Source organism: Delftia sp. GW456-R20, assembly GCF_001622915.1.
Taxonomy (GTDB): Bacteria; Pseudomonadota; Gammaproteobacteria; order Burkholderiales; family Burkholderiaceae_C; genus Comamonas; species Comamonas acidovorans.
This window is the reverse complement of sequence record NZ_LWCN01000004.1, coordinates 719,946-743,182: the sequence shown is the minus strand read 5'-3', so window position 1 is coordinate 743,182 and position 23,237 is coordinate 719,946. Positions and strand designations below refer to the sequence as shown.

Genomic DNA, 23,237 nt, shown 5'->3' with positions numbered 1-23,237 from the left:
CCTGCCGCGGCTTACTTGAGCAGGCCGGCCGACTTGGCGGCAGCCTCGATGCCTTCGTAGTTCGAGGCCTGGGTGGGCACGAAGCGCGCGGCGCGCTGCAGCTCCAGGATGGCCTTGTGCTCGGGCTTGGCCGGGTCCAGCGCCAGGAAGGCGTCGGTCAGCTTCTTGACCAGGGCCGGGTCCAGGTCGCCGCGCACGGTCCAGTTGTAGTCGAAGTAGGGCGGCGTGGTGGCGAACACGCGCACCTTGCTGGTATCGACCTTCTTGGTCTCCACCAGCTTGTCCCAGACCGATGCGTTGAGCACGCCGGCCTCGGCCTTGCCTGCTGCCACGAAGGCCACGGTGGCGTCATGCGCGCCGGAGAAGGCCACGGTCTTGAAGTCCTTCTCGGGGTTGATGCCGTCCTGCTGCAGGAAAAAGCGCGGCATCAGGCTGCCCGAGGTGGACGAGGGCGCGCCAAAGGCAAAGCTCTTGCCCTTGAGGTCGGCCAAGGTCTTGATGGCGGGGTTGGCCGTGATGAACTTGGAGGTGAACTTGGCGTCTTCCTCGCGCTGCACGATGGGGATGGCCGTGCCGTTGGTGCGGATCTTGGCCTGCACGAAGGTGAAGCCGCCCAGCCAGGCCAGGTCCAGCTTGCGCGTGGCCAGCGACTCGACCACGGCGGCGTAGTCGGTCACGGGCGTGAACACCACCTTCATGCCGGTCTGGGCCGAGAGGTACTTGCCCAGCGGCTCGAACTTGCGCTGCAGCTCGGTGGGAGCTTCATCCGGGATGGCCGAGACGCGCAGCACGGCGGGTTCGGCGGCCAGCGCAGGCAGGCTGGACAGGGAGGAGGCGGCCAGCACGCAGGCAGCCGCCTGGCGCAGCGCCGATCGGCGCGCAGGAATGTGGTTCATGGATGGGCTCCGTTCAATCAGCCACCGCCGTCCGGATACACGGCGGTTTAATAAGGCGCCCGGGGTTGACCCGGGCGCCGAAGGTACAAGGGCGGTACACCGACCGCTGAGGCTGCATTGTAGGGAGCGGGCTTTTCCGTTGGGGAGCGTCAGATATGGGACAGCAGCAAGCTTCAGCGGCTCCGCAGTTCCGTCTACTGTAGGCGCAGAGTGAACTGGACTTCTCCTGGATACCCCATGCAGGACGTTTGCGACCGGCTGGTGACAGGGTGGCCTGGAATGCCAACGGCGTCCCTGTCGAAATGCTCCGGCACATAGAGTTTTTTATCGAGATTGAGCCGCTTGATCGAAGCAAGACGCTCCAGCGAAAACAGGTTGGCGCTCGTGGCAAGTCTGATATCGGTCCAGAGCCGCTGCAGGGCAGGCTCTGCCAAGGTGTTGTTGCCGGTGGCGCGCGCCGTCAGAAATCCCTCGGGAAACGCTCGTTCGTAGTGTCCAACCCGGCTGTTTGATCGAGCGGGAAGACGGGCAAGAAAGGGTTCTGCCAGTGCTAGAGGGTCAATCCAGGTCGCCTGGGACCCCGCAGCGAAGGCTGTCATTCCTATGTTGCATTTTGCGTAGACGGCGGGGGGCTGTTTGCGCAGCTTGTCACCTTCGACAAACCATGGATGAAGCTTCCAAGAGTGATGCTCCAAGACGCGGCGCATACCAAGCTCCTGGTAGTAGAACCCTCGCTCATTGGCAATTCCAGAGGGCATGACGAACCGTTGCTGATAGCTGATCGGCGAGAGGACGGTGGCATGCAGGGCGCCCGTGGACGCCACCAGCAACAGGGCCCATGTGACGGTGTAGAGAGAAGACAGCTCCACCGTGCCGAGCACAAGAATCGAGAAAACCAATGGTCCTGCCAAGAAGCGTCCGGCCATGTAGTCGCCGCCCACATAAACGAGATAGCCAAACCAGAGCGCAATGCCTGCTGCGATGGGGCGCAGGGCGGCACGCGTGAGGCCAAAACCCAGCCCAGCCAGAATGGTGACCAAGGTAGGGAGGTCGTATTCATACGCATGGACTACAAGATTCCAGGCCTGCTGTGCTGACTGGGCTGCCGTCAGACCATTCAACACCTTGGCGATGGCGGTGTTGGGTACTGGTGAACCGAAATAGAAGAGGGAGAACAACGTCCACAAAACGGCCGGTAACAGGCCAGGCAAAAACTGCCTTACCAGAACAGCAGGCTTGTCGCGGCTGGCGGCCAGGCTGGCGACAAGCGCAGGCGCCACAAGAACGACGGCATCGGGACGGTTCAGAAAAAGCAGTGCCGACAGCGCGCTCAGGCGCAGCACGCGGTGCGGATGTTCGGTTTTCCAGGCGATGAAGAAAAGAACCAGCAGAACATGTGTCAGCGGATTTTCCAGCCCTGAGGACGAGTAGTCGACAAATGCCTGGCACCACAGCAAGGTCGAAAGCGCGAGCAGGCTGCGCAGATGGGGACCGCCCATGGCCTTGAGGCACAAGAGACAGAAGACCAGCATGAGCGCGGCACTCAGCCCGATCGAAGACCAATATGGATCACTGCTGAGCCATACCAGGGGGCTCAGGAGAAACATCCACAAGGGATGGGTGAAGACCTGAACTCTTTCATCGATGTTCCACCTCAGGCCATGGCCGGCAATCCAGTTGTCGATGACGCGAAACGTGATGAAGGCGTCCTCGGCAACCCATGCCGTCCGATAGAACGCCAGGAAGAAGGCGAGGAGCAACAGCGTGGCAGCCATCCAGCGCGTTCGGAGACTCAGTGCGGGTGTCATGCCAGTACGTTAGCAGAGGGTGCTGGTTACAGGCTGGCCCCGTGGAGCGGCCCAGGGGAGAAAGCAACAGCCTTCTCCCGCTTTTTTCAACAGCTGATCAAACCGCCAGCGCGCGCATCTCGGCGATCAGGTCGGCCTTGCCCTCGAAGCCTATGCCCGGCAGCGGCGGCAGGGTGACGTGGCCGTTGTCCACCTGTACGCCGTCGGGGAAGCCGCCATAGGGCTGGAACAGGTCGGGGTAGCTTTCGTTGCCGCCCAGGCCCAGGCCGGCGGCAATGGCCAGCGACATCTGGTGGCCGCCGTGCGGAATGCAGCGGCTGGACGACCAGCCATGGGCCTTGAGCATGTCCAGCGTGCGCAGGTACTCGACCAGGCCGTAGCTGAGCGCGCAGTCGAACTGCAGCCAGTCGCGGTCCGGGCGCATGCCGCCGTGGCGGATCAGGTTGCGCGCGTCCTGCATGGAAAACAGGTTCTCGCCCGTGGCCATGGGACCCTGGTAGACCCCGCCCAGGCGGGCCTGCAGTTCGTAGTCCAGCGGGTCGCCGGCTTCCTCGTACCAGAACAGCGGGTACTGGCCAAGGGCGCGGCCATAGTCGAGCGCGGTGGCCAGGTCGAAGCGGCCGTTGGCATCCACGGCCAGCTGCTGGCCCGGGCCCAGAATTTTGAGCACGGACTCGATGCGCTCGCAGTCCTCGGCCAGCGTGGCGCCGCCGATCTTCATCTTCACCACCGAGTAGCCGCGCTCCAGGTAGCTTTCCATCTCGCGGCGCAGGCCATCCAGGCCCTTGCCGGGGTAGTAGTAGCCGCCAGCGGCGTAGACGAAGACGCGCGGGTTGGGCGTGCCGCTGCCGTAGCGCTCGGCCAGCAGCTGGTACAGGGGCTTGCCCGCTATTTTTGCCGTGGCGTCCCAGACGGCCATGTCGATGGTGCCCACGGCCACCGATCGCTCGCCGTGGCCGCCGGGTTTTTCATTGATCATCATGCGCGCCCAGATCCTGTGCGGGTCCAGGTTGTCGCCGCTGTCGTCCAGCAGGCTGGCGGGCTCGGCCTCCAGCACGCGCGGGATGAAGCGCTCGCGCATCAGCGCGCCCTGGCCGTAGCGGCCGTTGGAGTTGAAGCCGTAGCCGATGACGGGGCGGCCGTCGCGGATCACGTCCGTGACCACGGCCACCAGGCTGAGCGTCATCTTCGAGAAATCGATGTAGGCGTTGCGGATGTCCGATTTGATGGGACGGGTGGATTCGAGGATGTTGACGATTTTCATGGTGCTTGCGGATGAAGGATGGGTGTCGGGGTGGGCTCAGCGCGGCAGCGACGAGCCGCCGCAGATGGCGATGTCCTGCCCCGTGATGGCGGCGGCTTGCGGCGACAGCAGGTAGCCGACCAGGGCGGCGATCTCGGCCGGCTCTATCAGCCGGCCCAGCGGCGGCAGGCGCGGCGCGCTGCCGGCACGGGCGGGGTCGCCCAGCATGGCGGTGGCCGTGGCAGCCGGGGAGACCACGTTCACCGTCACGCCCTGGCCAGCGACTTCGGCGGCCCAGCTGCGTGCCAGCGCAACCAGCGCGGCCTTGGTGGCCGCGTACTGCCCGCGCCCGGGCATGCCCTGGGCCACGCGGCTGCCGATGAAGACCACGCGTCCGCCGCCGCGCGCGGCCATGCCGGGCACGATGGCGTCGGCCAGCCGTGTGGCGGCATCCACATGCAGGCGCCACATGAGCTCGCCGCCCGCGTGGTCCAGCAGGCCCAGCGGCCCCACGCGCAGCACGCCTGCGGCATGGACCAGGGCATCGGGGGCGGGCCGGTCCCGGTTGGCCTGGGCCGCCTGCGCAATGGCAAGGCCGTCGCACAGGTCCACGCGCAGCGGGTGGAAGGCTTCATGCGCCAGGCTGGCCGGCGCCAGGTCCAGGCCGGTCACGCGCCAGCCTGCATCCAGCAGCGACTGGGCAATGGTGCGGCCTATGCCGCTGCTGCTGCCGGTGACCACGGCGTGGCGCAGTTCATTCGACACGGATGTTCCCCTCGGTCACGATCTTCTGGGCGCGCTCCATGTCGTTGGCCTGGAACCTGGCGAAGTCCTCCACGCTGCCCGGCGACAGCAGCAGACCCTGCTCGCGCAGCTTGTCCTTGAGATCGCCCGCCAGCGCCTTGTTGACCTCGGTGTTGAGCCTTTTGATGATGTCGGCCGGCACCTTGGCCGGCGCCCACAGGCCGTACCAGCTGTAGAACTCGTAGCCGGCAATGGTCTCGCCCACCGTGGGCACATCGGGCAGGCTGGGCGCGCGTTGGGCCGAGGTGACCGCCACCACGCGCAGCATGCCGCCCTTGTGGTACTGCAGGGAGCCCAGGATGGGGTCGATGAAGCCGTCGATCTGGCCGCCGATCAGGTCCTGGAAGGCGGGGGCCGTGCCCTTGTAGGGGACGATGAGGTAGTCCAGCTGGCCCGCGCGCTTGAGCAGTTCGGTGGACAGGTGGCCTGCCGAGCCGATGGAGCCCACGGCAAAGGTCATCTTGCCCGGATGGGACTTGGCATAGGCCACCAGCGACTTGATGTCGGTGATGGGCAGGTTCTTGTTGATGGCCACCGACAGCGGCGCCTTGGCCACCAGGGCCACGGGTGCGAAGTCCCGGTTGACCTGGTAGGGCACGGTCTTCATGGTCATGGGCGCCGTGGTGAAGGTGGAGGCGTTGAACAGCAGCGTGTAGCCGTCCGCCGGGGCCTTGGCCACGATGTCGCCGCCGATCACGCCGTTGCCGCCGGGCCGGTTGTCGATGATGAATTGCTGGCCCGTCTGCTCGCCCAGCTTCTGCGCCAGTTGCCGGCCCACGGCGTCCAGCGTGCCGCCGGGCGGGAAGGGAATGACCACGCGCACGGGCTTGGCGGGCCAGGCCTGGGCACCGGCCGGGCCGGCCAGCGCCAGCAGGGCGGCGCCTGCGGCAGCGCCCAGGGCCGCGCGGAGGAAATGATGGCGTTGCATGGTGTCTTGTCTCCTGTCGTGCTTTTGTTGTTGTCCGAAGGGGCCGCGCAGCTCGGGCCGGGCCGGGCCAGGCTGGTTGCGCGGCAAGAGCCTGTGTCTGTGTATGGCCTGCGGCCTGCGTTCAGCGCTTGAGCAGCCCGGCCTGCGCCACGGCAGCGCGCAGGGCCTGCAGTTCCTGGGCGTTGGGCGCCTCGGTGGGCGGGCGCACGGTGGCGTCGTCGATCACGCCGGCCAGGTACATGCCGCCCTTCATGCGGGCGTGGGCCTCGCCCGTGGGCTCGCCGCCGCCGTAGACGGCGTCCTTGAGCGGCGTGATCACGGCCTGCACCGCTATGGCCTTCTTCAGGTCGCCGGCCTTGACGGCATTCCACAGGTCGATGATGAGCTGGGGGATGAAGGTGGCGAAGCCGACCAGGGCGCCGTCCACGCCCTGGACCATGGAGGCCAGCAGGTACTCGTCATGGCAGGTCAGGATGGCCTTGGCGGGATTGGCCTCGCGGATGGCTTGGATGTCGCGGGCGTACTTGTTCATGTCGCGCTGGCCCACCTTGAAGGCTTGCACGTAGGGCAGGCGCGCCAGCTCCGCCAGCAGCTGCGAGGAGTAGGAGGCACGCGTCCAGGCCGGGTAGACGTGGCAGACCAGGTCCAGGTCCGGCGCGGCGCGGTGGATGGCCTCGAAGTACTGCAGCGCATGGCCGGGCGTGAAGCCGAAGCGCAGCCAGTGGTGGGGCGGCATCACATCCAGCGCCACCGCGCCTGCGGCCTGGGCGGCACGCGCATGCTCGGCCGCATCGGCCAGGCCTTCGCAGACGATGGAGGAGATCACGGGCAGCCGTCCCCGCAGCTCGTCGGCCACGATGCGCGTGACCTCGGCGCGCTCGGCCGGCGTCAGCGCGAACACCTCGCCCGTATGGCCGTTGGTCATCACGGCGACCACGCCCTCATGGCCTGCCAGCCACGATGCCAGCTTGCGCAGCGCGGGCTCGTCGATGCGGTGGTCGGGCGTGAAGGGGCAGGAAATGGCGGGAATGATGCCGCGATAATTCGAGATGGAAGGCATGAGGCTTGTCTCCGTTTTGGGATGGGTGTGAACGACGGATGGATCATTTCCCGCCGCGCCCGCACGGTCCAATACTCGAATCGCATACATCTATCCATCCGAGAACCACAACGACTGGAGACCATGGGACCTGGCAATCGCCCCCTTGACATGGAGTGGCTGGAAGACTTTCTGGCCCTGGCCGAAAGCGGCAACTTCTCGCGCGCGGCAGAGGCCCGCTCCATCGCCCAGCCCGCCTTCAGCCGGCACATCCGCGCGCTGGAGGAATGGGTGGGCGCCGAGCTGTTCGACCGCAGCGCGCATCCGGCCGCGCTCACCGCCGCAGGCCAGCGCTTCCAGCCCTTGCTGGAGGACGTGCTGGCCAAGCTGGAGGCGGCGCGCATCAAGGCCCGCGCCGCGCACGACCAGGCCGCCGCCAGCCTGCGCTTTGCGGCCACCCATGTGCTGTCGCTGACCTTTTTCCCGCGCTGGCTGGGCACGCTGGAGTCACAGTTGCGGCTGGGGCCGATACAGACCATCTCGGACAGCTTTCATGCCTGCGAGGACCAGGCGCTGCAGCGGCGCGTGCAGTTCGTGCTGTGCCACGGCCATGCCGAGGTGCCGGGCCGGCTGGACGAGGCCGGCTACCCCATGCTGCAGCTGTCCGAAGACATGCTGCTGCCCGTGTCCGCGCCCTGGCCGGACGCGCCGGGCCGCGCGCTGCATGCCATAGACGCCGGGTCCGCAACGGGCGGCGGCCAGCCCCTGCCGCTGGCCGTGCTGGCCTACAGCGAGGCCTCGGGGCTGGGGCGCATCATGCGTTCGCGCCTGCGCGGGCTGTTTGGCGCAGGCGGCGCCGGCACGGCGGGCGAGGGCGATGGCCGGCCCGAGCTGCCCCAGGGCGCGCAGACCGTGTTCACCGCCCACCATGCGGCCCTGCTCAAGGCCATGGCGCTGGAGGGGCGCGGCGTGGCCTGGCTGCCGCGCAGCCTCATAGTGGACGAGCTGCGCAGCGGCGCGCTGGTGCTGGCGGGCGGCCATGCCTGGTCCGTGCCCGTGGAGATCCGCCTGTACCGCCAGCGCGCCGACATGGCCGATGCGGCCGAGGCGCTGTGGACCGTGGCCTGCGGTCAGCCGCGCATGAGCGCCGAGCCCGCGCGGCGCTGATCGTCCGCGCCCGCGCCCGCGCTCGCGCTCGCCTCACCGCTCCTTTTCTTCAGATTTCCATCCGCTTCGCGCACCGCCAGGGCCTGCCCTGGCGGTGCGCCTTGCTGCGTGCTGCACCAAAACAAATCCGTAAATTGGTCCGACCAATAAACATCGTGGTGCATTATCTGCACTCTTTTAGGTGTTTACCCTGTTCATCTGCCCACTTGAAAGCTCTGAGAATCGCACCACTTCGCGCAATGGTCTGAATTTTGGCTTGATTGGTTGGACCAATTTGCCAATGGCCCACAAGGCGCCAGCGCGGAGAACACTCCCGGTCACCGTTGCGGCCAGCCAGCAGACATCCTGTGCGGATCGCACCGCATGCCAACGCTGCAACGAGAGGGAGTGGCCGACAAGGGGCGCTTACCGCGCCCTCCCCATCATCTAGAGACACGGTCATGCAAACCATCTGGCAGCAGAACTACGATCCCGCCGGGAACATCTGGATCTCGGCGCTGATCGCGCTGATTCCCATCATCTTTTTCTTCCTGGCGCTGACCAGGTTCCGTCTCAAGGGCTACCAGGCCGGCACCGTCACCGTGGCGCTGGCGCTGGGCGTGGCGCTGCTGTTCTACAAGATGCCCGTGAGCGCGGCACTGGCCTCGGCCGTGTATGGCTTCTTCTACGGCCTGTGGCCCATCGCCTGGATCATCGTGGCGGCCGTGTTCCTCTACAAGATTTCGGTCAAGACGGGGCAGTTCGACGTGATCCGCTCGTCCATCCTGTCGGTCACGCCCGACCAGCGGCTGCAGCTCATCCTGGTGGGCTTTTGCTTCGGCGCCTTCCTGGAGGGCGCGGCCGGCTTCGGCGCGCCCGTGGCCATCACGGCCGCGCTGCTGGTGGGCCTGGGCTTCAAGCCGCTTTATGCGGCCGGCCTGTGCCTGATCGCCAACACGGCGCCCGTGGCCTTCGGCGCCATGGGCATTCCCATCATCGTGGCCGGGCAGGTCTCGGGCGTGGATGCATTCGCCATCGGCCAGATGGCCGGCCGCCAGCTGCCCTTCATGACCGTGCTCGTGCTGTTCTGGCTGATGGCCATCATGGACGGCTGGCGCGGCGTCAAGGAAACCTGGCCTGCGGTGCTGGTGGGCGGCGGCTCCTTCGCCGTGGTGCAGTTCCTCACGGCCAACTTCATCGGCCCCGAGCTGCCGGACATCACCTCGGCCATCGTCTCGCTGGTGGCGCTGACGCTGTTCCTCAAGGTCTGGCAGCCCAAGCGCATCTTCCGTTTCGACACGGAAGGCGAGGGCGGCAAGGCTGCGGCAGTTGCAGCACCGGCCATCACCTCCGGTGCACCGCTGACGGCCGGCGCCGTCATCAAGGCCTGGTCGCCCTTCATCATCCTCACGGCCATGGTGACGATCTGGAGCATCAAGCCCTTCAAGGCGCTGTTCGCCGCAGGCGGCCCGCTGGCCTCCACCGTCATCAACATCCCCGTGCCCTTCCTGCACAACCTGGTGGAGAAGACGCCGCCCGTCGTGGCCGCCGCTGCGCCCTACGGCGCGGTCTACACCTTCAACTGGCTGCTGGCCACCGGCACGGCCATCCTGATCGCGGCGCTGATCACCATCACCTTCACCCGTCTGTCGCCGGCCAAGGCCGTGGCCACGCTGGGCGAGACCTTCAGGGAACTGGCCGTGCCGATCTACTCCATCGGCATGGTGCTGGCCTTCGCCTTCGTGGCCAACTACTCGGGCCTGTCGGCCACGCTGGCCCTGGCGCTGGCGCATACGGGCCAGGCGTTCACGTTCTTCTCGCCCTTCCTGGGCTGGATCGGCGTGTTCCTCACGGGCTCGGACACTTCGGCCAACGCGCTGTTCGCCGCGCTGCAGGCCACCACGGCGCAGCAGCTGGGCCTGCCCCAGGTGCTCACGGTGGCGGCCAACACCACGGGTGGCGTGACGGGCAAGATGATCTCGCCCCAGTCCATCGCCATTGCCTGCGCGGCCGTGGGCCTGGCAGGGCGCGAGTCGGACCTGTTCCGCTTCACGGTCAAGCACAGCCTGATGTTCGCCGTGATCATCGGGGTGATCACGACGCTGCAAGCCTATGTGTTTACGTGGATGATTCCTGGGTATTGACATGAAACACCCCCTGAGTCGCTGCGCGCCTTCCCCCTCTCTACCCGCTTCGCGGGGGAGGGGGACGACACCCTCGCGGCGGGGCGGCCCTTGCTCGGTGTCCCTGGCTTGGGCAGTGCGGGTTTCATGCGATGAGGCTGGCGCATAGCGCCGTGAATCACTGAAAACCAATTCTGAGAATCCCCATGCGCGTTGCCGATCAAGTTGTCGAGAAATTGCTTGCCCTGGTGCAGGCCAGCGGAGTGCAGCCCGGACAGCGGCTGCCCGCGGAGCGGCAACTGGCGGCCGAGCTGGGTGTCTCGCGCACCTCGGTGCGCGAGGCCATACAGAAACTCACCAGCCAGGGCGTGCTGGCGGCGCGGCGTGGCGATGGCACTTACCTGCAGGAGCCGGCGCCGGCTGCCGAGCCTGCGGACTGGCTCAAGGACGCCATGCGGCCGCTGGCCGGCCTGATGGAGTCCGACTCCCACTACCGCTACGACGTGCTGGAAACCCGCCATGCGCTGGAGACCAGCACGGCCTGGCTGGCCGCCCAGCGCGCCACGGAGCGCGACAAGGACCATATCCAGCGCTGCTTCGAGGTGATGATCCAGCACCAGCAAAGCGGCCACGCCGAGCTGGCGGCGCGCGCCGATGCGCAGTTCCACCTGGCCATTGCCGAGGCCTCGCACAACCTGGTGCTGGTGCAGGTCATGCACAGCCTGTTCACCGTGGTGCTGTCCACGGTGGAGCGCAACCGCCATGACATGTTCCGCCTCAGCGCGCCCCAGACCCTGCAGGAGCTGACCGTGCAGCACCAGAGCCTGATGCAGGCCATCCTGGACGGCGACCCGCAGCGCGCCCGCGAATGCATCGGCGAGCACCTGGAGCATGTGCGCACCACCATCCAGCGCCTGGACGAGGACCGCGCGCGGCGCGAGCGCTCCATGCGGCTGCCTCTGGACGCTGCGCCCGCGCTGCTGCCCACTTCAGACCTGATACGAAAGACATGAGACACCCATCATGATCATCTCCTCCACCTCCGACTACCGCGCAGCGGCGCAAAAGCGCCTGCCGCCTTTCCTGTTCCACTACATCGACGGCGGCGCCTATGCCGAGCAGACGCTGCGCCGCAATGTGGAAGACCTGGCTGCTGTGGCGCTGCGCCAGCGCGTGCTCAAGGACATGAGCCGGCTGGACACCAGCATCGAGCTGTTCGGCGAGAAGCTGTCCATCCCCGTGGCGCTGTCGCCCGTGGGCCTGACGGGCATGTACCGCCGCCGCGGCGAGGTTCAGGCCGCGCGCGCGGCCGACGCCCATGGCATTCCTTTCACCATGTCCACGGTCTCGGTCTGCCCCATCGAAGAGGTGGCGCCCAAGATCAAGCGCCCCATGTGGTTCCAGCTCTATGTGCTCAAGGACCGGGGCTTCATGCAGAACGCGCTGGAGCGCGCCCAGGCGGCCGGCTGCTCCACCCTGGTCTTCACCGTGGACATGCCCGTGCCCGGCGCGCGCTACCGCGATGCGCATTCGGGCATGAGCGGCCCGAATGCCGCCATGCGCCGCTACTGGCAGTCGGTCACGCATCCGGCCTGGTCCATGGACGTGGGCCTGCTCGGCCGCCCGCATGACCTGGGCAACATCTCGGCCTACCGGGGCAGCCCCACGGGCCTGGCCGACTACATCGGCTGGCTGGGCGCCAACTTCGATCCCTCCATCTCCTGGAAGGATCTCGAATGGATACGCGCCTTCTGGAAGGGGCCCATGGTCATCAAGGGCATCCTGGACCCTGAGGACGCCAAGGACGCGGTGCGCTTTGGCGCCGACGGCATCATCGTCTCCAACCATGGCGGCCGCCAGCTCGACGGCGTGCTGTCCTCGGCCCGCGCGCTGCCGGCCATTGCCGATGCGGTCAAGGGCCAGATCAAGATCCTGGCCGACTCCGGCATCCGCAACGGCCTGGACGTGGTGCGCGCCATCGCCCTGGGCGCCGACTGCGCCATGATCGGCCGCGCCTTCATCTACGCCCTGGCCACCTCCGGCGAGGCGGGCGTCAAGCACCTGCTGGAACTATTGGAAAAGGAAATGCGCGTGGCCATGACGCTGACCAGCGTGAGCAAGGTATCCGACATCACCGGCGACCTGCTGGTGCGCCAGCCATGAGCGCGCTGCAGACTCCGGTCGTCTCCCGCGAGGCCCTGCTGCTGCAGTTGCGCGAAGCCGTGGGCGCCGCCCATGTGCTCACCGACGACCAGGCCACGCGCCGCTTCCGCAAGGGCCACCGCACGGGCGAGGGCCCGGTGCTGGCCGTGGTGCGGCCCGCGACGCTGCTGGAGCAGTGGAAGGTGGTGCAGGCCGCCGTGGCGGCCGGGCGCATCGTCATCATGCAGGCCGCCAACACGGGCCTGACGGGCGGCTCCACGCCCGACGGCGCGGACTACGACCGCGAGATCGTGCTCATCAACACCTTGCGCATCACCGGCGTGCAGGTCATTGGCGGCGGCGCCCAGGTGGTCTGCCTGCCCGGCGCCACGCTGGACCGGCTGGAGCAGGCGCTGGCACCGCTGGGGCGCGAGCCGCATTCGGTGATCGGCTCGTCGTGCATCGGCGCCTCGGTGCTGGGCGGCATCTGCAACAACTCGGGCGGCGCCCTGGTACGGCGCGGCCCGGCTTACACCGAGCTGGCGCTGTACGCGCGTGTCTGCGACGACGGCTCGCTGGAGCTCGTCAACCACCTGGGCATCGCCCTGGGCCGCACGCCCGAGGAAATCCTCACGCGGCTGCAAAACGGCGACTACACCGAGTCCGACATCGCCCACGATGCGCAGCGCGCCGCCTCCGACCCGCGCTATGCCGAGGCCGTGCGCGCCGTGGACGAGGACACGCCCGCGCGCTTCAATGCCGACCCTTCGCGCCTGTTCGAGGCCTCGGGCTCGGCCGGCAAGCTGTGCCTGTTCGCCGTGCGGCTGGACACCTTTCCCAAGGAGCCCAGCACCGTCTTCTATATAGGCAGCAATGCGCCCGACGACCTCACGGCCGTGCGCCGCGAGCTGCTGACCGCGCTGCCGCGCCTGCCGATCGCGGGCGAGTACATCCACCGCACGGCCTACGACATCGGCGAGAAATACGGCAAGGACACCTTCCTGCTGATCGACCGCTTCGGCACGGCCAGGGTGCCGGCCGCCTTCGCTCTCAAGAGCCGCGTGGACGGCTTCTTCGAGCGCTTCGGGCTGCGCGGCGTCACCGACCGCGTGATCCAGGCGCTGACCAACCTGCTGCCCAGCCACCTGCCCGTGCGCATGCGCCAGTGGCGTGACCGCTACGAGCACCACCTGCTGGTGCGCGTGTCCAACGACACGGCCGAGGCCACGCGCAACTTCCTCACGCGGCACTTCAGCGGCAGCACCACGGGCGGCTGGTTCGAGTGCGATGCCGACGAGGGGCGCAAGGCCTTCCTGCACCGCTTCGCCATCGCGGGCGCGGCCATCCGCTACCGCGAGGTGCACCGCGCCCAGGTGGAGGACATCGTGGCCCTGGACGTGGCCCTGCGCCGCAACGACCGCGAATGGGTGGAGCAACTGCCCGCCGAGGTCGAGCGCGACATGGTCCACAAGCTCTACTACGGCCACTTCTTCTGCCATGTCTTCCACCAGGACTACATCGTCAAGAAGGGCGTGGACCCGCTGGCCATGGAGCACCGCATGTGGGAACTGCTGGACGCGCGCCGCGCCGAGTACCCGGCCGAGCACAACGTGGGCCACCTCTACGTGGCCAAGCCTGCCCTGGCAGGCTTTTACCGCGAACTGGACCCGACCAACACCTTCAACCCCGGCATAGGCCACACCTCGCGCAAGCTGGGCTGGGAGGAATGCTGCGACCGGCCGGGGGGATGGCCCAAGGGGTATTCGGAAACGCCGTAGAGCAGGAGCAGGCGGGCCCGGGGGCAGCCCGCCGCACCCCCTCACAGATTGATGAACACCGACTTGGTCTCCAGATAGGCATCCAGCGCCGTGCGGCCCATGTCGCGGCCCATGCCGGACTGCTTGTAGCCGCCGAAGGGCATGCCCGGGTCCAGGGTGCTGTGGCAGTTGACCCAGACCGTGCCGGACTGGATCTTGGGGATCAGCCGGTGGACCTTGGACAGGTTGTTGGACCAGATGCTGGCGCCCAGGCCGTAGGGCGTGTCGTTGGCCCAGGCGGCGACTTCGTCGAGGTCGTCATAGGGCATGGCCACGAGCACGGGGCCGAAGATTTCCTCGCGGGCCACGCGGTGGTCGTGTTGCACGCCGGTCATCACCGTGGGCTGCACGAAGTAGCCGCGCTGGCCTGCGCGGGCGCCGCCCGTCACCACCTCGGCGCCCTGGCTGCGGCCTATGTCGATGTAGCTGCAGACGCGCTCCATCTGCTCCTGCGAGACCAGCGGGCCCATCTGCGCGCTGGGGTCCAGGCCATGGCCCAGGGTGAGCTGGGCGGCCTGGTCGGCCACGTCGGCCACCACGCGGTCGAACATGCTCTTGTGCACGTACAGGCGCGAGCCCGCGCAGCAGACCTGGCCGTGGTTGAAGAAGATGGCATTGGCCGCACCCGCCGCAGCCGTGGCGGGATCGCAGTCATCCAGCACGATGACGGGGGACTTGCCGCCCAGCTCCAGCGTGATGCGCGTCATGTTGTCCATGCAGGCATGGCCGATGAGCTTGCCCACTTCGGTCGATCCCGTGAAGCTGACCTTGTTGACCAGCGGGTGCGAGACCAGGGGCGCGCCGGTGCCAGGGCCGTCGCCCGTGACCACGTTGAACACGCCGGACGGAAAGCCCGCTTCCTGGATCAGCTCGGCCAGCATCAGCGCGGTCAGCGGCGTCTGCTCGGCGGGCTTGAGCACCAGGGTGCAGCCGGCGGCCAGCGCGGGCGCCAGCTTCCAGGTGGCCATGAGCAGGGGGAAGTTCCAGGGCACGACGGCGGCGACCACGCCCACGGGCTCGCGCCGGGTGTAGGTGAACATCTGGGCCTCGGGCGCAAAGGGCACGGAGTGCTCGTGCGTCATGCCCTCGATCTTGGTGGCCCAGCCGGCCATGTAGCGGATGGAGTCGATGGCCATGGCGATGTCCACGGCGCGCGCAATGGCGGCGGACTTGCCGTTGTCCAGCGATTCGACCTCGGCCAGGGCCTGGGCATGGGTCTCCATGAGATCGGCCAGGCGCAGCATCAGGCGCTCGCGCTCCACGGGGCGCATGCGGCCCCAGGGGCCCAGGTGCAGCGCGCGGTGGGCGGCGCGCACGGCCAGGTCCACGTCGGCCGGGCCGGCACTGGCGACTTCGGCGATCACGGCCTCGGTGGCCGGGTTGACGGTGGACAGGCGCTGGCCGGTCTGGGCCGCCACCCATTGGCCGTCGATGAAGAGGTCATGCGTGCCCCGGTTGAGGAAGGCGCTGGCGCGCTCGGTGATCTGGTGCTGGATGTCGCTGAGGTTCATGGTGTGCTCCTTGGTGGTAGACAGGGGGTGTGGATTCAGAAAACCTGCAGCAGGCGCAGGTTGATGCGGGCGTTCTCCTTGAAGCCCTGGCGCACATGCAGATCGCGGCCCACGGTGGCCAGCAACTGCGTCTTGGGCGCGACAAAGACCGCGCCGCCGAAAGAGACCTTGGTGGTGGACTGGCGGTCGCTTTGCGACACGCCGTTGACCTGGGTCTCGCCGCCCGTCAGGTGCGACAGGCCCAGGCGCAGGTCCGAGGTATCCGACAGGTGGTAGCGCAGCAGGCCCTGGAACTGGAACTGCGCCTTTTGCTTGAGCGTGGCGCTGTGGGTGCCGAAGTCGTCGTTCTTGCCGAAGACGGTGACATCGGCCGCCAGGTCCATGGTCACGCTCTTGCCCAGCGGCTTGATCCAGCCGGCCTGCAGGGCGGCCTTCCAGCGGTTCTCGCCCAGGCTCAGCGGGTCGTTGCGGTTGTACTGGCCCGTGGGCAGCCAGACAAAGGGGGTGATGCCGAAGTGCTCCTTGTCGCCGGGCTTTGTCAGCCACAGGGTGGCGGCCAGCATCAGGTCGCCCACGCCGGTATTGCTGCCCATGGCCGCGATATCGCGCGAGGCCGACAGGCGCCCGAAGGGCAGCAGGAACTGCGGGTCGATCACATAGTCGCCCAGCTTCATGAAGTGCACGCCGCGCGCAATGCCGATGTCCGAGGTCAGCTTTGGCCGTATGGGCGCCTGGTCGCCATTGGCATAGAGGCTGTCGCGCGTGGCGTGCTGGTAATAGACCATGCCCAGCGTGGTGCCCGGAGGCAGGGCGGTGTAGTCGCCCGCGTCGATATCGACGGCGTGGGCATTGAAGGTGGCGCATGCGGCCATGGCTGCCAGGGCCAAGGTTGCGCGGGTGAAGGGCTTGGATGGCATGGCGAAGAGTCCGGTCCGGTGTTTTCAGGCAAAGCCCTGCCCAGGCCTGCTGCAGGACAGCAGGACCGGGGAGGGGGATGGGAGGTTGGGGGAGGGGGAGGAGGGCGGCTCGCGCTGGCTACTTGGGCCGCACCGCGTCGGCCGTGCCCTGGATGAAGGCCTTGATCTTTTCCACGTCTTCCATGCTCAGCTTGCCCGTGAAGTCCGGCATGCCGCGCGACATGGCCGGGCCCTTGAAGATGAACTTGTCCAGGTGCTCGATATAGGCCGGGTCCAGGTAGCCCAGGTTGGGCAGGTTGCCGCCCCGGTCCACGCCGGGCACGCCGTGGCAGAAGGCGCAGTTGCTGACATACAGGGCCGTGCCTTCGGCCACCAGGCTCTTGTCGTAGGGCACGCCCTGCAGCAGCTTGCCCTGCTGGTAGGCGACGAAGGCAGGCGCCTCGGCCTTGCCGTCCAGCGCGAAGGTGTAGACCGTGCCCGGGCCCTTGCGCTCGGTGTGGCGCGCGGCCAGGCCGTAGACGCCGCCCCAGCCCACGGCGATGGAGACGTACTGCCGGCCATCGACCTCATAGGTGATGGGTGCGGCCACCACGCCCGTGCCCGTGGGCTTTTCCCAGAGCTTCTTGCCGTTGCGCGCGTCATAGGCCACGAAGCGGCCGTCGGCCGTGCCCTGGAACACCAGGTTGCCCGCCGTAGCCAGCGTGCCGCCGTTCCAGGGCGAGGCATGCTCCACGCGCCAGCGCTCCTTTTGCGCTACCGGGTCCCAGGCGATCAGGCGGCCGAAGGGCGTGCTCTTGGGCGGCTCCATGTTGATCAGCGTGGCCGTGTTCCAGCCGATGTTGCTGTGCGGCTCGGGCAGGGAGCCGCCGTTGAACTTCCAGTTCTTGTTGTCCTGCAGGGTCAGCGGCACATGCTGGGCCGGCAGGTAGGCCAGGCCCGTATCGGGGCTGTAAGACATGGAATGCCAGTTGTGCGCACCGAAGGGGCTGGGGATCACATCGCGCGCGCGGTCGCCGCTGCGCGCAATCGGCGTCTCGATGGGCCGGCCCTTGGCGTCGTAGCCGCTGGCCCAGTTCACATCGACGAAGTTCTTGGCCGAGATGAACTGGCCGTTGGTGCGGTCGATGACGAAGAAGAAGCCGTTCTTGGGCGCATGCAGGATGACCTTGCGCGGCTTGCCGCCGATCTTGATGTCGGCCAGCACCATGGGCTGGGTGGAGGTGAAGTCCCAGCTGTCGCCCGGCGTTTCCTGGTAGTGCCAGACGTACTCGCCCGTATCGGGGTTCAGCGCCACGATGCTGGCCAGGTACAGGTTGTCGCCACCGGCCGGGCTGCGCTTGGCTTGCGCCCAGGGCGAGCCGTTGCCCGTGCCGATGTACATGAGGTTGAGCTCGGGGTCATAGGCCATGGTGTCCCAGGCCGTGCCGCCGCCACCGGCCTCCCACCACTTGCCGGCCGGGTCCCAGGTCTTGGCGGCGCGGGCCATGGCCTCGTTCTCGAACGGCTTGGACGGGTCGCCGGGCACGGTGAACCAGCGCCATTGCTGCGCGCCGGTCTCGGCGTCATAGGCCGTGACATAGCCGCGCACGCCGTACTCGGCGCCGCCGTTGCCGATCAGCACCTTGCCCTTGATGACGCGTGGCGCGCCCGTGATGGTGTACGAGTAGGCGCGGTCGATGATGGTGTCCTGCTCCCAGACCTTCTGGCCCGTGGCCGCGTCCAGCGCCACCAGGCGGCCATCGAAGGCGCCCACATACACCTTGCCCTTGTAGACCGCCACGCCCCGGTTGACCACGTCGCAGCAGCCCTTGAAGCCGTTGGCGCGGTCCACGCCGGGGTCGTAGCTCCACAGGCGCTTGCCGGTGCGTACGTCCACCGCATGCACCACGCTCCAGCTGGCGGTGACGTACATGATTCCATCGATCACCACGGGCGTGGACTCCACGCCGCGCGTGGATTCCAGGTCATACGACCAGACCAGGCCCAGCCGCTTCACATTGGCCGTGTCCAGCTGCCTGAGTTTGGAAAAGCGCGTCTCGCTGTAGTCCATGCCGTAGCTGGGCCAATCCTTGGAGCTGCGCGCGTTGTCGCGGATGCTCTGCGAGTCGATGCGCGAGGTGACGGCGCGTATGTGCTCGGGCGAGCCTTTGCTTGGCAGGCCGGCCTGCGCCAGCGCGGCGCCCGGCAGGGCCAGCACTAGGCCGGCGGCCAGCAGCGTGGAGGAAAGCACGTGGGTCTTCATGTTGTCTCGTCTCCTGTGTGGTTTGTTTTTGCGTGCATGGCGCAGGGGGCAAGGGCACCATGTGGGAGACGATAAAAAAAGCGACCTCGGGTCACAACATTCGGATTTACCCGGGGGCGGATCTGTACCGCCGTGGAACAGCTCAGAACGTCCGGCTGACCGTCACCCCGGCCGACAGCCCGCGTCCCGCACCCGGCTCAAAGAACCGCTGGTTGCCCTCGTTGACGATGACCGACCCTGCAAAGCGCCGGTCGAACAGGTTGTCCAGCCGCACAAAGGTCTGGGCGCTCCACTGCTGCCATTGCCGCGACCAGCGCAGGCTGGAGCCCCAGACGGTGTAGCCGGCCGCGCGGTCGGTGTTGCGGTCGTTCACGGCCACGGGGCCGCTGTGCAGCATGTCCACGGTCCAGGTCCATTGCGGCGACAGCTGCCAGGCCAGCTCGCTCCACAGGCGGCGCGGCGCGGTGCCGGCCAGGCGCGCGCCGGCATCCACCGGGGCGGTGGGCGTGGTGCAGGGCGTGGCCTCGCAGGTCAGGAAGCTGTCGCGGTAGCGGGCCTGCAGCAGGGTCAGGGCGGTGCTGGCCGTGAGCGGCCCCCACTGGGCGTTGCCCGAGAATTCCAGCCCCCGGCGCAGCGTGCGGCCTGCGTTCTGGTAGGTGGCGCGCCCGCCCGTGTTGGACAGCACGGTGAGTTCGCGCTGGGTATGGGTCTCGAACAGCGTGAGGTTCCAGCCCGCGTTGCCGTGGCGCCCGCGCAGGCCGACCTCGACGGTGTTGTGGGCGCTGGCGGCCAGGCCGCTGTTCATGCCATTTTGGCCACCGGGCCGGTAGGCCACTTCGTTGAGCGTGGGCGTCTCCATGCCCCGGCCCACCGATGCGTGCGCCACCAGGTCCGGCAGCAGGTTCACGCGCAGGCCCAGCGAGGGCAGCCAGCCGCGCCAGGCCATGCTGCCGCTGTCGTCGCCATTGCCGGCGACTATGTAGTGGTCCTCGGAGCGGTAGCGCACGCGCGCCTGGCGCAGGCCGGCGCTCAGGCCCAGGCTCTGCGTGCTCCACTCGGCCTGCAGGTAGGGGTCGGCGGAGCGCGCCTGGTTGCGTTCGTCGCGGCGCAGCCGGCCCTGCACGCCGAGCTGGCTGCCGATGAAGTTCTCGTAGCCGCGCCGGGTCTCGCCCTGCCAGTCGTAGGCCAGGCCCGCCGACCAGTCCAGCCGGCCGCCGGCCACATCCTCATGGGTGCTGCGCCAGCGCAGGTTCATGCCTGCGTAGTCGCGGTCCAGGTCGATCACGCCGCCTGAATGCGAGGGCGGTGCTTGTGTGGCCACGGGAATGGACTGGTACTGCAGCACGGAGCGCGTACCCGCATAGGCCATGAGTTCCAGGCGCTGGCCCGCGCCGAACTGGTGCTGCCAGGCGGCGCCCAGCTGGCGCTGGCGCACGCTTTTGCGCGTATTGAAGCGCAGCGCGCTGGCCGTGGTCTGGCCGGGGTCGGCCTCGAACTCGGCGCGTGTCAGGCCCAGCGGGTCCTGGGCGCTGGCGCGCTGCTCCTGGTACTGCAGCAGCCACTGGTCGTCGCCCTGCTTGCGTGACAGCTTCATGTGGGCCGTGCTGCGGTCGGCGGCCGACTGGGGGCGCATGCCGTCGGTGGCGAAGCGCTCGATGTGGATGGCATAGCGCCATGGGGCGGAGCCGCCATCCGCCTGGTCCGGCTTTCCGCCACCGATCGTGCCGCGCAGCTGGGTGGACAGGCGCCACAGCCCGTCCGGCCCCACTGCCATGCCGCTGCGCCACAGGCCCGGTTCCTCGCCGTCTTCGGTGTACAGCAGCAGTGCGCCGCCTGCGCTGTTGCCGTAGAGCACGGCGGCCGGGCCGCGCACCACGTCCAGGCGCGCGGCGTTGCCCAGCGTGAAGTTGGCGGCCTGGCCCTGGCCGTCGGGCGCGCCTGCCGGAATGCCGTCCACGTACAGGCGCAGCCCGCGCACGCCAAAGGTGGAGCGCGCACCGAAACCGCGCACCGAGATCTGCAGGTCCTGAGCGAAGTTCTGGCGGTTCAGCACCACCAGGCCCGGCACGCGCGCCAGGCTCTCGGACAGGTTGATCTGCATCTGCCCGTCTCGCAGCACGGCGCCTTCCACGCTGTCGATGGCGGCGGTGGCGCGCCACAGGTCGGGGCCGGCGCCGGGCTGGCTGGCCGTGATGACCACGGGGGCGAGCAGGGCCTCGCTGGAGTCCTGCGCTGCGTCCGCCGCGTGGGCGGGCAGGGCGTGCAGCGTACAGGCCAGTGCGGCGCCCAGGGTGGGCAGAGTGTGTCTCGTGCTGTGGGGGGAGCGTGTCATTGCGGGCGGGCCTGTGGCGATGCCCGAGGTTACCGAGCCCGGCAATCCGTTCCAACACGGGTGATTTCCCTAGTGCTGTCCTGTGCCGTGGCGGAACAACAATCGCGGCAGTTTTGATGTCCGTCATGCAACAGCCGCCTCCCGCCCCACTGCCATCCAACCCCTTCTATGCCACGCGCCAGGACCGGGTGGCGCTGGCGCGCGAGCGCTATTTCGAGCGTGGCGAGCGCCCCTCGGGCCTGGTGTCCGAGCCCGTGCTGCAGTCCTGGACGCGCTGCCTGGGCGCCAGCCGCAGCCCCGACGAAAAGATCAGCTTCGACCCGGTCAGCAAGATCCGCACGGCCACCTTGCTGACCCACAACCGCGCGCTGATCGAGGCGGCGCGCGACCCCATCGCCGAACTCGAGACCGTGATCGCGGGCAGCCAGGCGCGCGCCATGCTGACCTGCAGCGAGGGCGTGGTGCTGATCGCCTCGCGCCCCACGCCGGGCGACGGCCCGCTGCTGCTGACGGCTGCGCGCGTGGGTGTGAACATCGCCGAGGATGCCGTGGGCACGGGCGCACCCGGCGTGGCCGTGCGCACGGGCGAGGTCTGCCATGTGCATGGCGGCGAGCATTTCTTTCGCTGCCTGGCCTCGCTGCACTGCGCGGCCGCGCCCGTGCGCGACGCCAGCGGGCGCACCGTGGCCATGCTGGACCTGAGCAGCGAGGCGGGCCCCTTTCGCTTTGATGCGGGCGCCATGGCCCACATGTACGCCACCTGCATCGAGAACCGGCTGCTGGTGGGCGCCGCCCGCATGCACCTGCTGCTGCGCTTCCAGTCCAGCCGCAGCATGTTCGGCACGCCGCTGGAAGGGCTGGCCGCCGTGGATGGCGAAGGCATGGTGCGCTGGTTCAACGGCGTGGGTGCCCAGTTGTTCGACAGCCCGCGCCGGCCCGCCGAGGGGCTGGCGGCAGAGGAAGTCTTCGGCCTGGGCCTGAACCAGTTGCTGGAGCTGGCCCACCACGGCCAGGCGCGCCCGCAGATGCTGCCCACGGGGCTGACGCTGTGGATGGAGGCGAGGCTGGATGAGGCATCTTCCCAGGTCGAGGAGGTGCTGCCGGCCATCGAGGCCCTGCCACCGCCCGCCGAGGCGCCGTCCGAGGCACCGTCTTCCCTGGGCGAGGCCAGCCGCGAGCTGATCGAGCAGGCCCTGGCCCGCTGCCAGGGCAATATCTCGCAGGCCGCCCGCATGCTGGGCGTCTCGCGCGGGCTGCTGTACAGGCGCCTGCGCGAATGGGGTAGGGCTTAGGCCGTCTGGCCTATGCCGGCACGACGGCCAGCGCGCTGCGCATCCATTCGATGAAGACTCCCGCCTGGGCCGGCAGCGTGCGCCCTGCGGCGGGCACGGCGCGCAGGCCGCCCTCGAAGGGCACGAAGCCATGGGGCGCCACCAGCAGCCCCTCCTTGAGCTCGCGTGCGATCAGCCGCTGCTCCACCAGGGCAACGCCCAGGCCCGACAGTGCCGCCTCTATGCACAGGTGGGTGTGCGGGAACGCCAGCGTCTCGCCCAGGGCCACGGGCTGGCCCGTGAGGGCTTCCCACTGGTTCCAGGCGCTGGCCGTGTACTCATGTGCAATGCGCGCGCGATTGGCGGGCCGGCGCCGGGCATAGGCCGGCGTGCACACGGCGCCGAAGTGCACGGGCGCCAGTTCGATGGCGCGGCGGCGGTCGGCCTCGGCGTAGGTGGACAGGTCCCAGGCAATGATCAGGTCGGCGCCCTCGTGGCGCATCTCGCGCGCCGAGGTCATGGACAGGCGGATGCGGATATGCGGGTGGCTGCGGTAGAACACCGCCAGCTGCGGCACCAGCCAGCGCATGGCAAAGGTGGCGCTGCAGGCCACATGCAGCCCCGGTGCCTGGGCGTCGCGGGCCAGCTGGGCATAGGCGGCCTCCAGCTGGTCGAAGGCCGTGCGCACCGAGGCATGGAAGGCGGCACCGGCCTCGGTCAGGCGCAGGCCCGTGCCTTCTTTCTCGAACAGCGCCGCGCCCGCATGCTCCTGCAGCAGGCGCAGGTGGCGGCTGATGGCACCGTGGCTGCGGCACAGTTCCTCGGCCGCGCGTGTCACCGAGCCGGTGCGGGCAATGGCCTCGAAGGCGCGCAGGGCGGCCAGCGGTGGCAGTTGTCTCATGGCAATCAATTCGTCAGAAAAGCTGACGTATGGGCAGAAAAACTGCATTGTCCCGCATCGCCGTGATTTCTAGTATGGATGCCTGCTCATTGGAGTTGTGCAGGCTTGCCAGCTCCT

At 68.2% G+C, this 23,237-nt stretch carries 17 protein-coding genes; 6 read left to right on the top strand and 11 right to left on the bottom strand.

Annotated features, from left to right (window positions below; genetic code table 11):
- Window positions 1–11: 11 nt before the first annotated feature.
- The 6 genes from A4F85_RS08835 to A4F85_RS08810 form a co-directional block, all read right to left on the bottom strand.
- A complete protein-coding gene (locus A4F85_RS08835; protein ID WP_063326350.1) occupies window positions 12–896 on the bottom strand; it encodes a putative selenate ABC transporter substrate-binding protein in 885 nt (294 codons plus the stop codon).
- A gap of 194 nt (window positions 897–1,090) precedes the next feature.
- The gene (locus A4F85_RS08830) at window positions 1,091–2,671 is read right to left on the bottom strand and encodes a hypothetical protein (protein WP_043796247.1); all 1,581 of its coding nucleotides are present in this window, start codon (window positions 2,669–2,671) and stop codon (window positions 1,091–1,093) included.
- 130 nt (window positions 2,672–2,801) lie between these two features.
- A complete protein-coding gene (locus A4F85_RS08825; protein WP_063326349.1) occupies window positions 2,802–3,968 on the bottom strand; it encodes a mandelate racemase/muconate lactonizing enzyme family protein in 1,167 nt (388 codons plus the stop codon).
- A 36-nt stretch (window positions 3,969–4,004) separates the two neighbouring features.
- Window positions 4,005–4,712, bottom strand: coding sequence for an SDR family NAD(P)-dependent oxidoreductase (locus A4F85_RS08820; RefSeq protein ID WP_063326348.1), 708 nt, complete (start codon window positions 4,710–4,712; stop codon window positions 4,005–4,007).
- The gene (locus A4F85_RS08815) at window positions 4,702–5,679 is read right to left on the bottom strand and encodes a Bug family tripartite tricarboxylate transporter substrate binding protein (RefSeq protein ID WP_063326347.1); all 978 of its coding nucleotides are present in this window, start codon (window positions 5,677–5,679) and stop codon (window positions 4,702–4,704) included. The genes A4F85_RS08820 and A4F85_RS08815 overlap by 11 nt, the downstream gene beginning before the upstream one ends.
- A 121-nt stretch (window positions 5,680–5,800) precedes the next feature.
- A complete protein-coding gene (locus A4F85_RS08810) occupies window positions 5,801–6,739 on the bottom strand; it encodes a dihydrodipicolinate synthase family protein (protein WP_063326346.1) in 939 nt (312 codons plus the stop codon).
- Between the two features lie 123 nt (window positions 6,740–6,862).
- Between A4F85_RS08810 and A4F85_RS08805 the strand changes: the two genes are divergently transcribed.
- The 5 genes from A4F85_RS08805 to dld all read left to right on the top strand — a co-directional run bounded on the left by A4F85_RS08805 (window position 6,863) and on the right by dld (window position 13,907).
- Window positions 6,863–7,885: a LysR family transcriptional regulator gene (locus A4F85_RS08805; protein WP_063326345.1), complete on the top strand. Its 1,023-nt coding sequence runs from the start codon at window positions 6,863–6,865 to the stop codon at window positions 7,883–7,885.
- 440 nt (window positions 7,886–8,325) lie between these two features.
- Window positions 8,326–10,008: an L-lactate permease gene (lldP, locus tag A4F85_RS08800; RefSeq protein WP_063326344.1), complete on the top strand. Its 1,683-nt coding sequence runs from the start codon at window positions 8,326–8,328 to the stop codon at window positions 10,006–10,008.
- 185 nt (window positions 10,009–10,193) lie between these two features.
- Window positions 10,194–11,000, top strand: coding sequence for a transcriptional regulator LldR (gene lldR / locus A4F85_RS08795; RefSeq protein ID WP_063326343.1), 807 nt, complete (start codon window positions 10,194–10,196; stop codon window positions 10,998–11,000).
- A gap of 10 nt (window positions 11,001–11,010) precedes the next feature.
- Entirely contained in the window at window positions 11,011–12,150 is a 1,140-nt protein-coding gene (gene lldD / locus A4F85_RS08790; RefSeq protein ID WP_012205184.1) for an FMN-dependent L-lactate dehydrogenase LldD, read from the top strand.
- Window positions 12,147–13,907: a D-lactate dehydrogenase gene (gene dld, locus A4F85_RS08785; protein WP_063326342.1), complete on the top strand. Its 1,761-nt coding sequence runs from the start codon at window positions 12,147–12,149 to the stop codon at window positions 13,905–13,907. The genes lldD and dld overlap by 4 nt, the downstream gene beginning before the upstream one ends.
- Before the next feature lie 41 nt (window positions 13,908–13,948).
- Here the strand turns inward: dld and A4F85_RS08780 are convergent, their stop codons facing one another.
- The 4 genes from A4F85_RS08780 to A4F85_RS08765 form a co-directional block, all read right to left on the bottom strand.
- Entirely contained in the window at window positions 13,949–15,457 is a 1,509-nt protein-coding gene (locus A4F85_RS08780; protein WP_063326341.1) for an aldehyde dehydrogenase family protein, read from the bottom strand.
- Between the two features lie 35 nt (window positions 15,458–15,492).
- On the bottom strand, window positions 15,493–16,374 hold the full coding sequence (locus A4F85_RS08775) for a transporter (protein ID WP_063326340.1): 882 nt from the start codon (window positions 16,372–16,374) through the stop codon (window positions 15,493–15,495).
- Between the two features lie 118 nt (window positions 16,375–16,492).
- Entirely contained in the window at window positions 16,493–18,616 is a 2,124-nt protein-coding gene (locus A4F85_RS08770; protein WP_063326339.1) for a PQQ-dependent dehydrogenase, methanol/ethanol family, read from the bottom strand.
- 142 nt (window positions 18,617–18,758) lie between these two features.
- Window positions 18,759–20,948 (bottom strand): TonB-dependent receptor domain-containing protein, encoded by a 2,190-nt coding sequence (locus A4F85_RS08765; protein ID WP_063326338.1) that lies wholly within the window; start codon window positions 20,946–20,948, stop codon window positions 18,759–18,761.
- Window positions 20,949–21,073: 125 nt separating this feature from the next.
- On the opposite strand from A4F85_RS08765, the gene A4F85_RS08760 reads away from it, so the two are divergent.
- Window positions 21,074–22,240 carry a helix-turn-helix domain-containing protein gene (locus A4F85_RS08760; protein WP_231890501.1) on the top strand — a complete coding sequence of 389 codons (1,167 nt, stop codon included), beginning with the start codon at window positions 21,074–21,076 and terminating at the stop codon, window positions 22,238–22,240.
- A gap of 10 nt (window positions 22,241–22,250) precedes the next feature.
- Here A4F85_RS08760 and A4F85_RS08755 read toward each other — a convergent pair whose 3' ends face one another.
- On the bottom strand, window positions 22,251–23,168 hold the full coding sequence (locus A4F85_RS08755; RefSeq protein ID WP_063326336.1) for a LysR substrate-binding domain-containing protein: 918 nt from the start codon (window positions 23,166–23,168) through the stop codon (window positions 22,251–22,253).
- Window positions 23,169–23,237 lie beyond the last annotated feature (69 nt).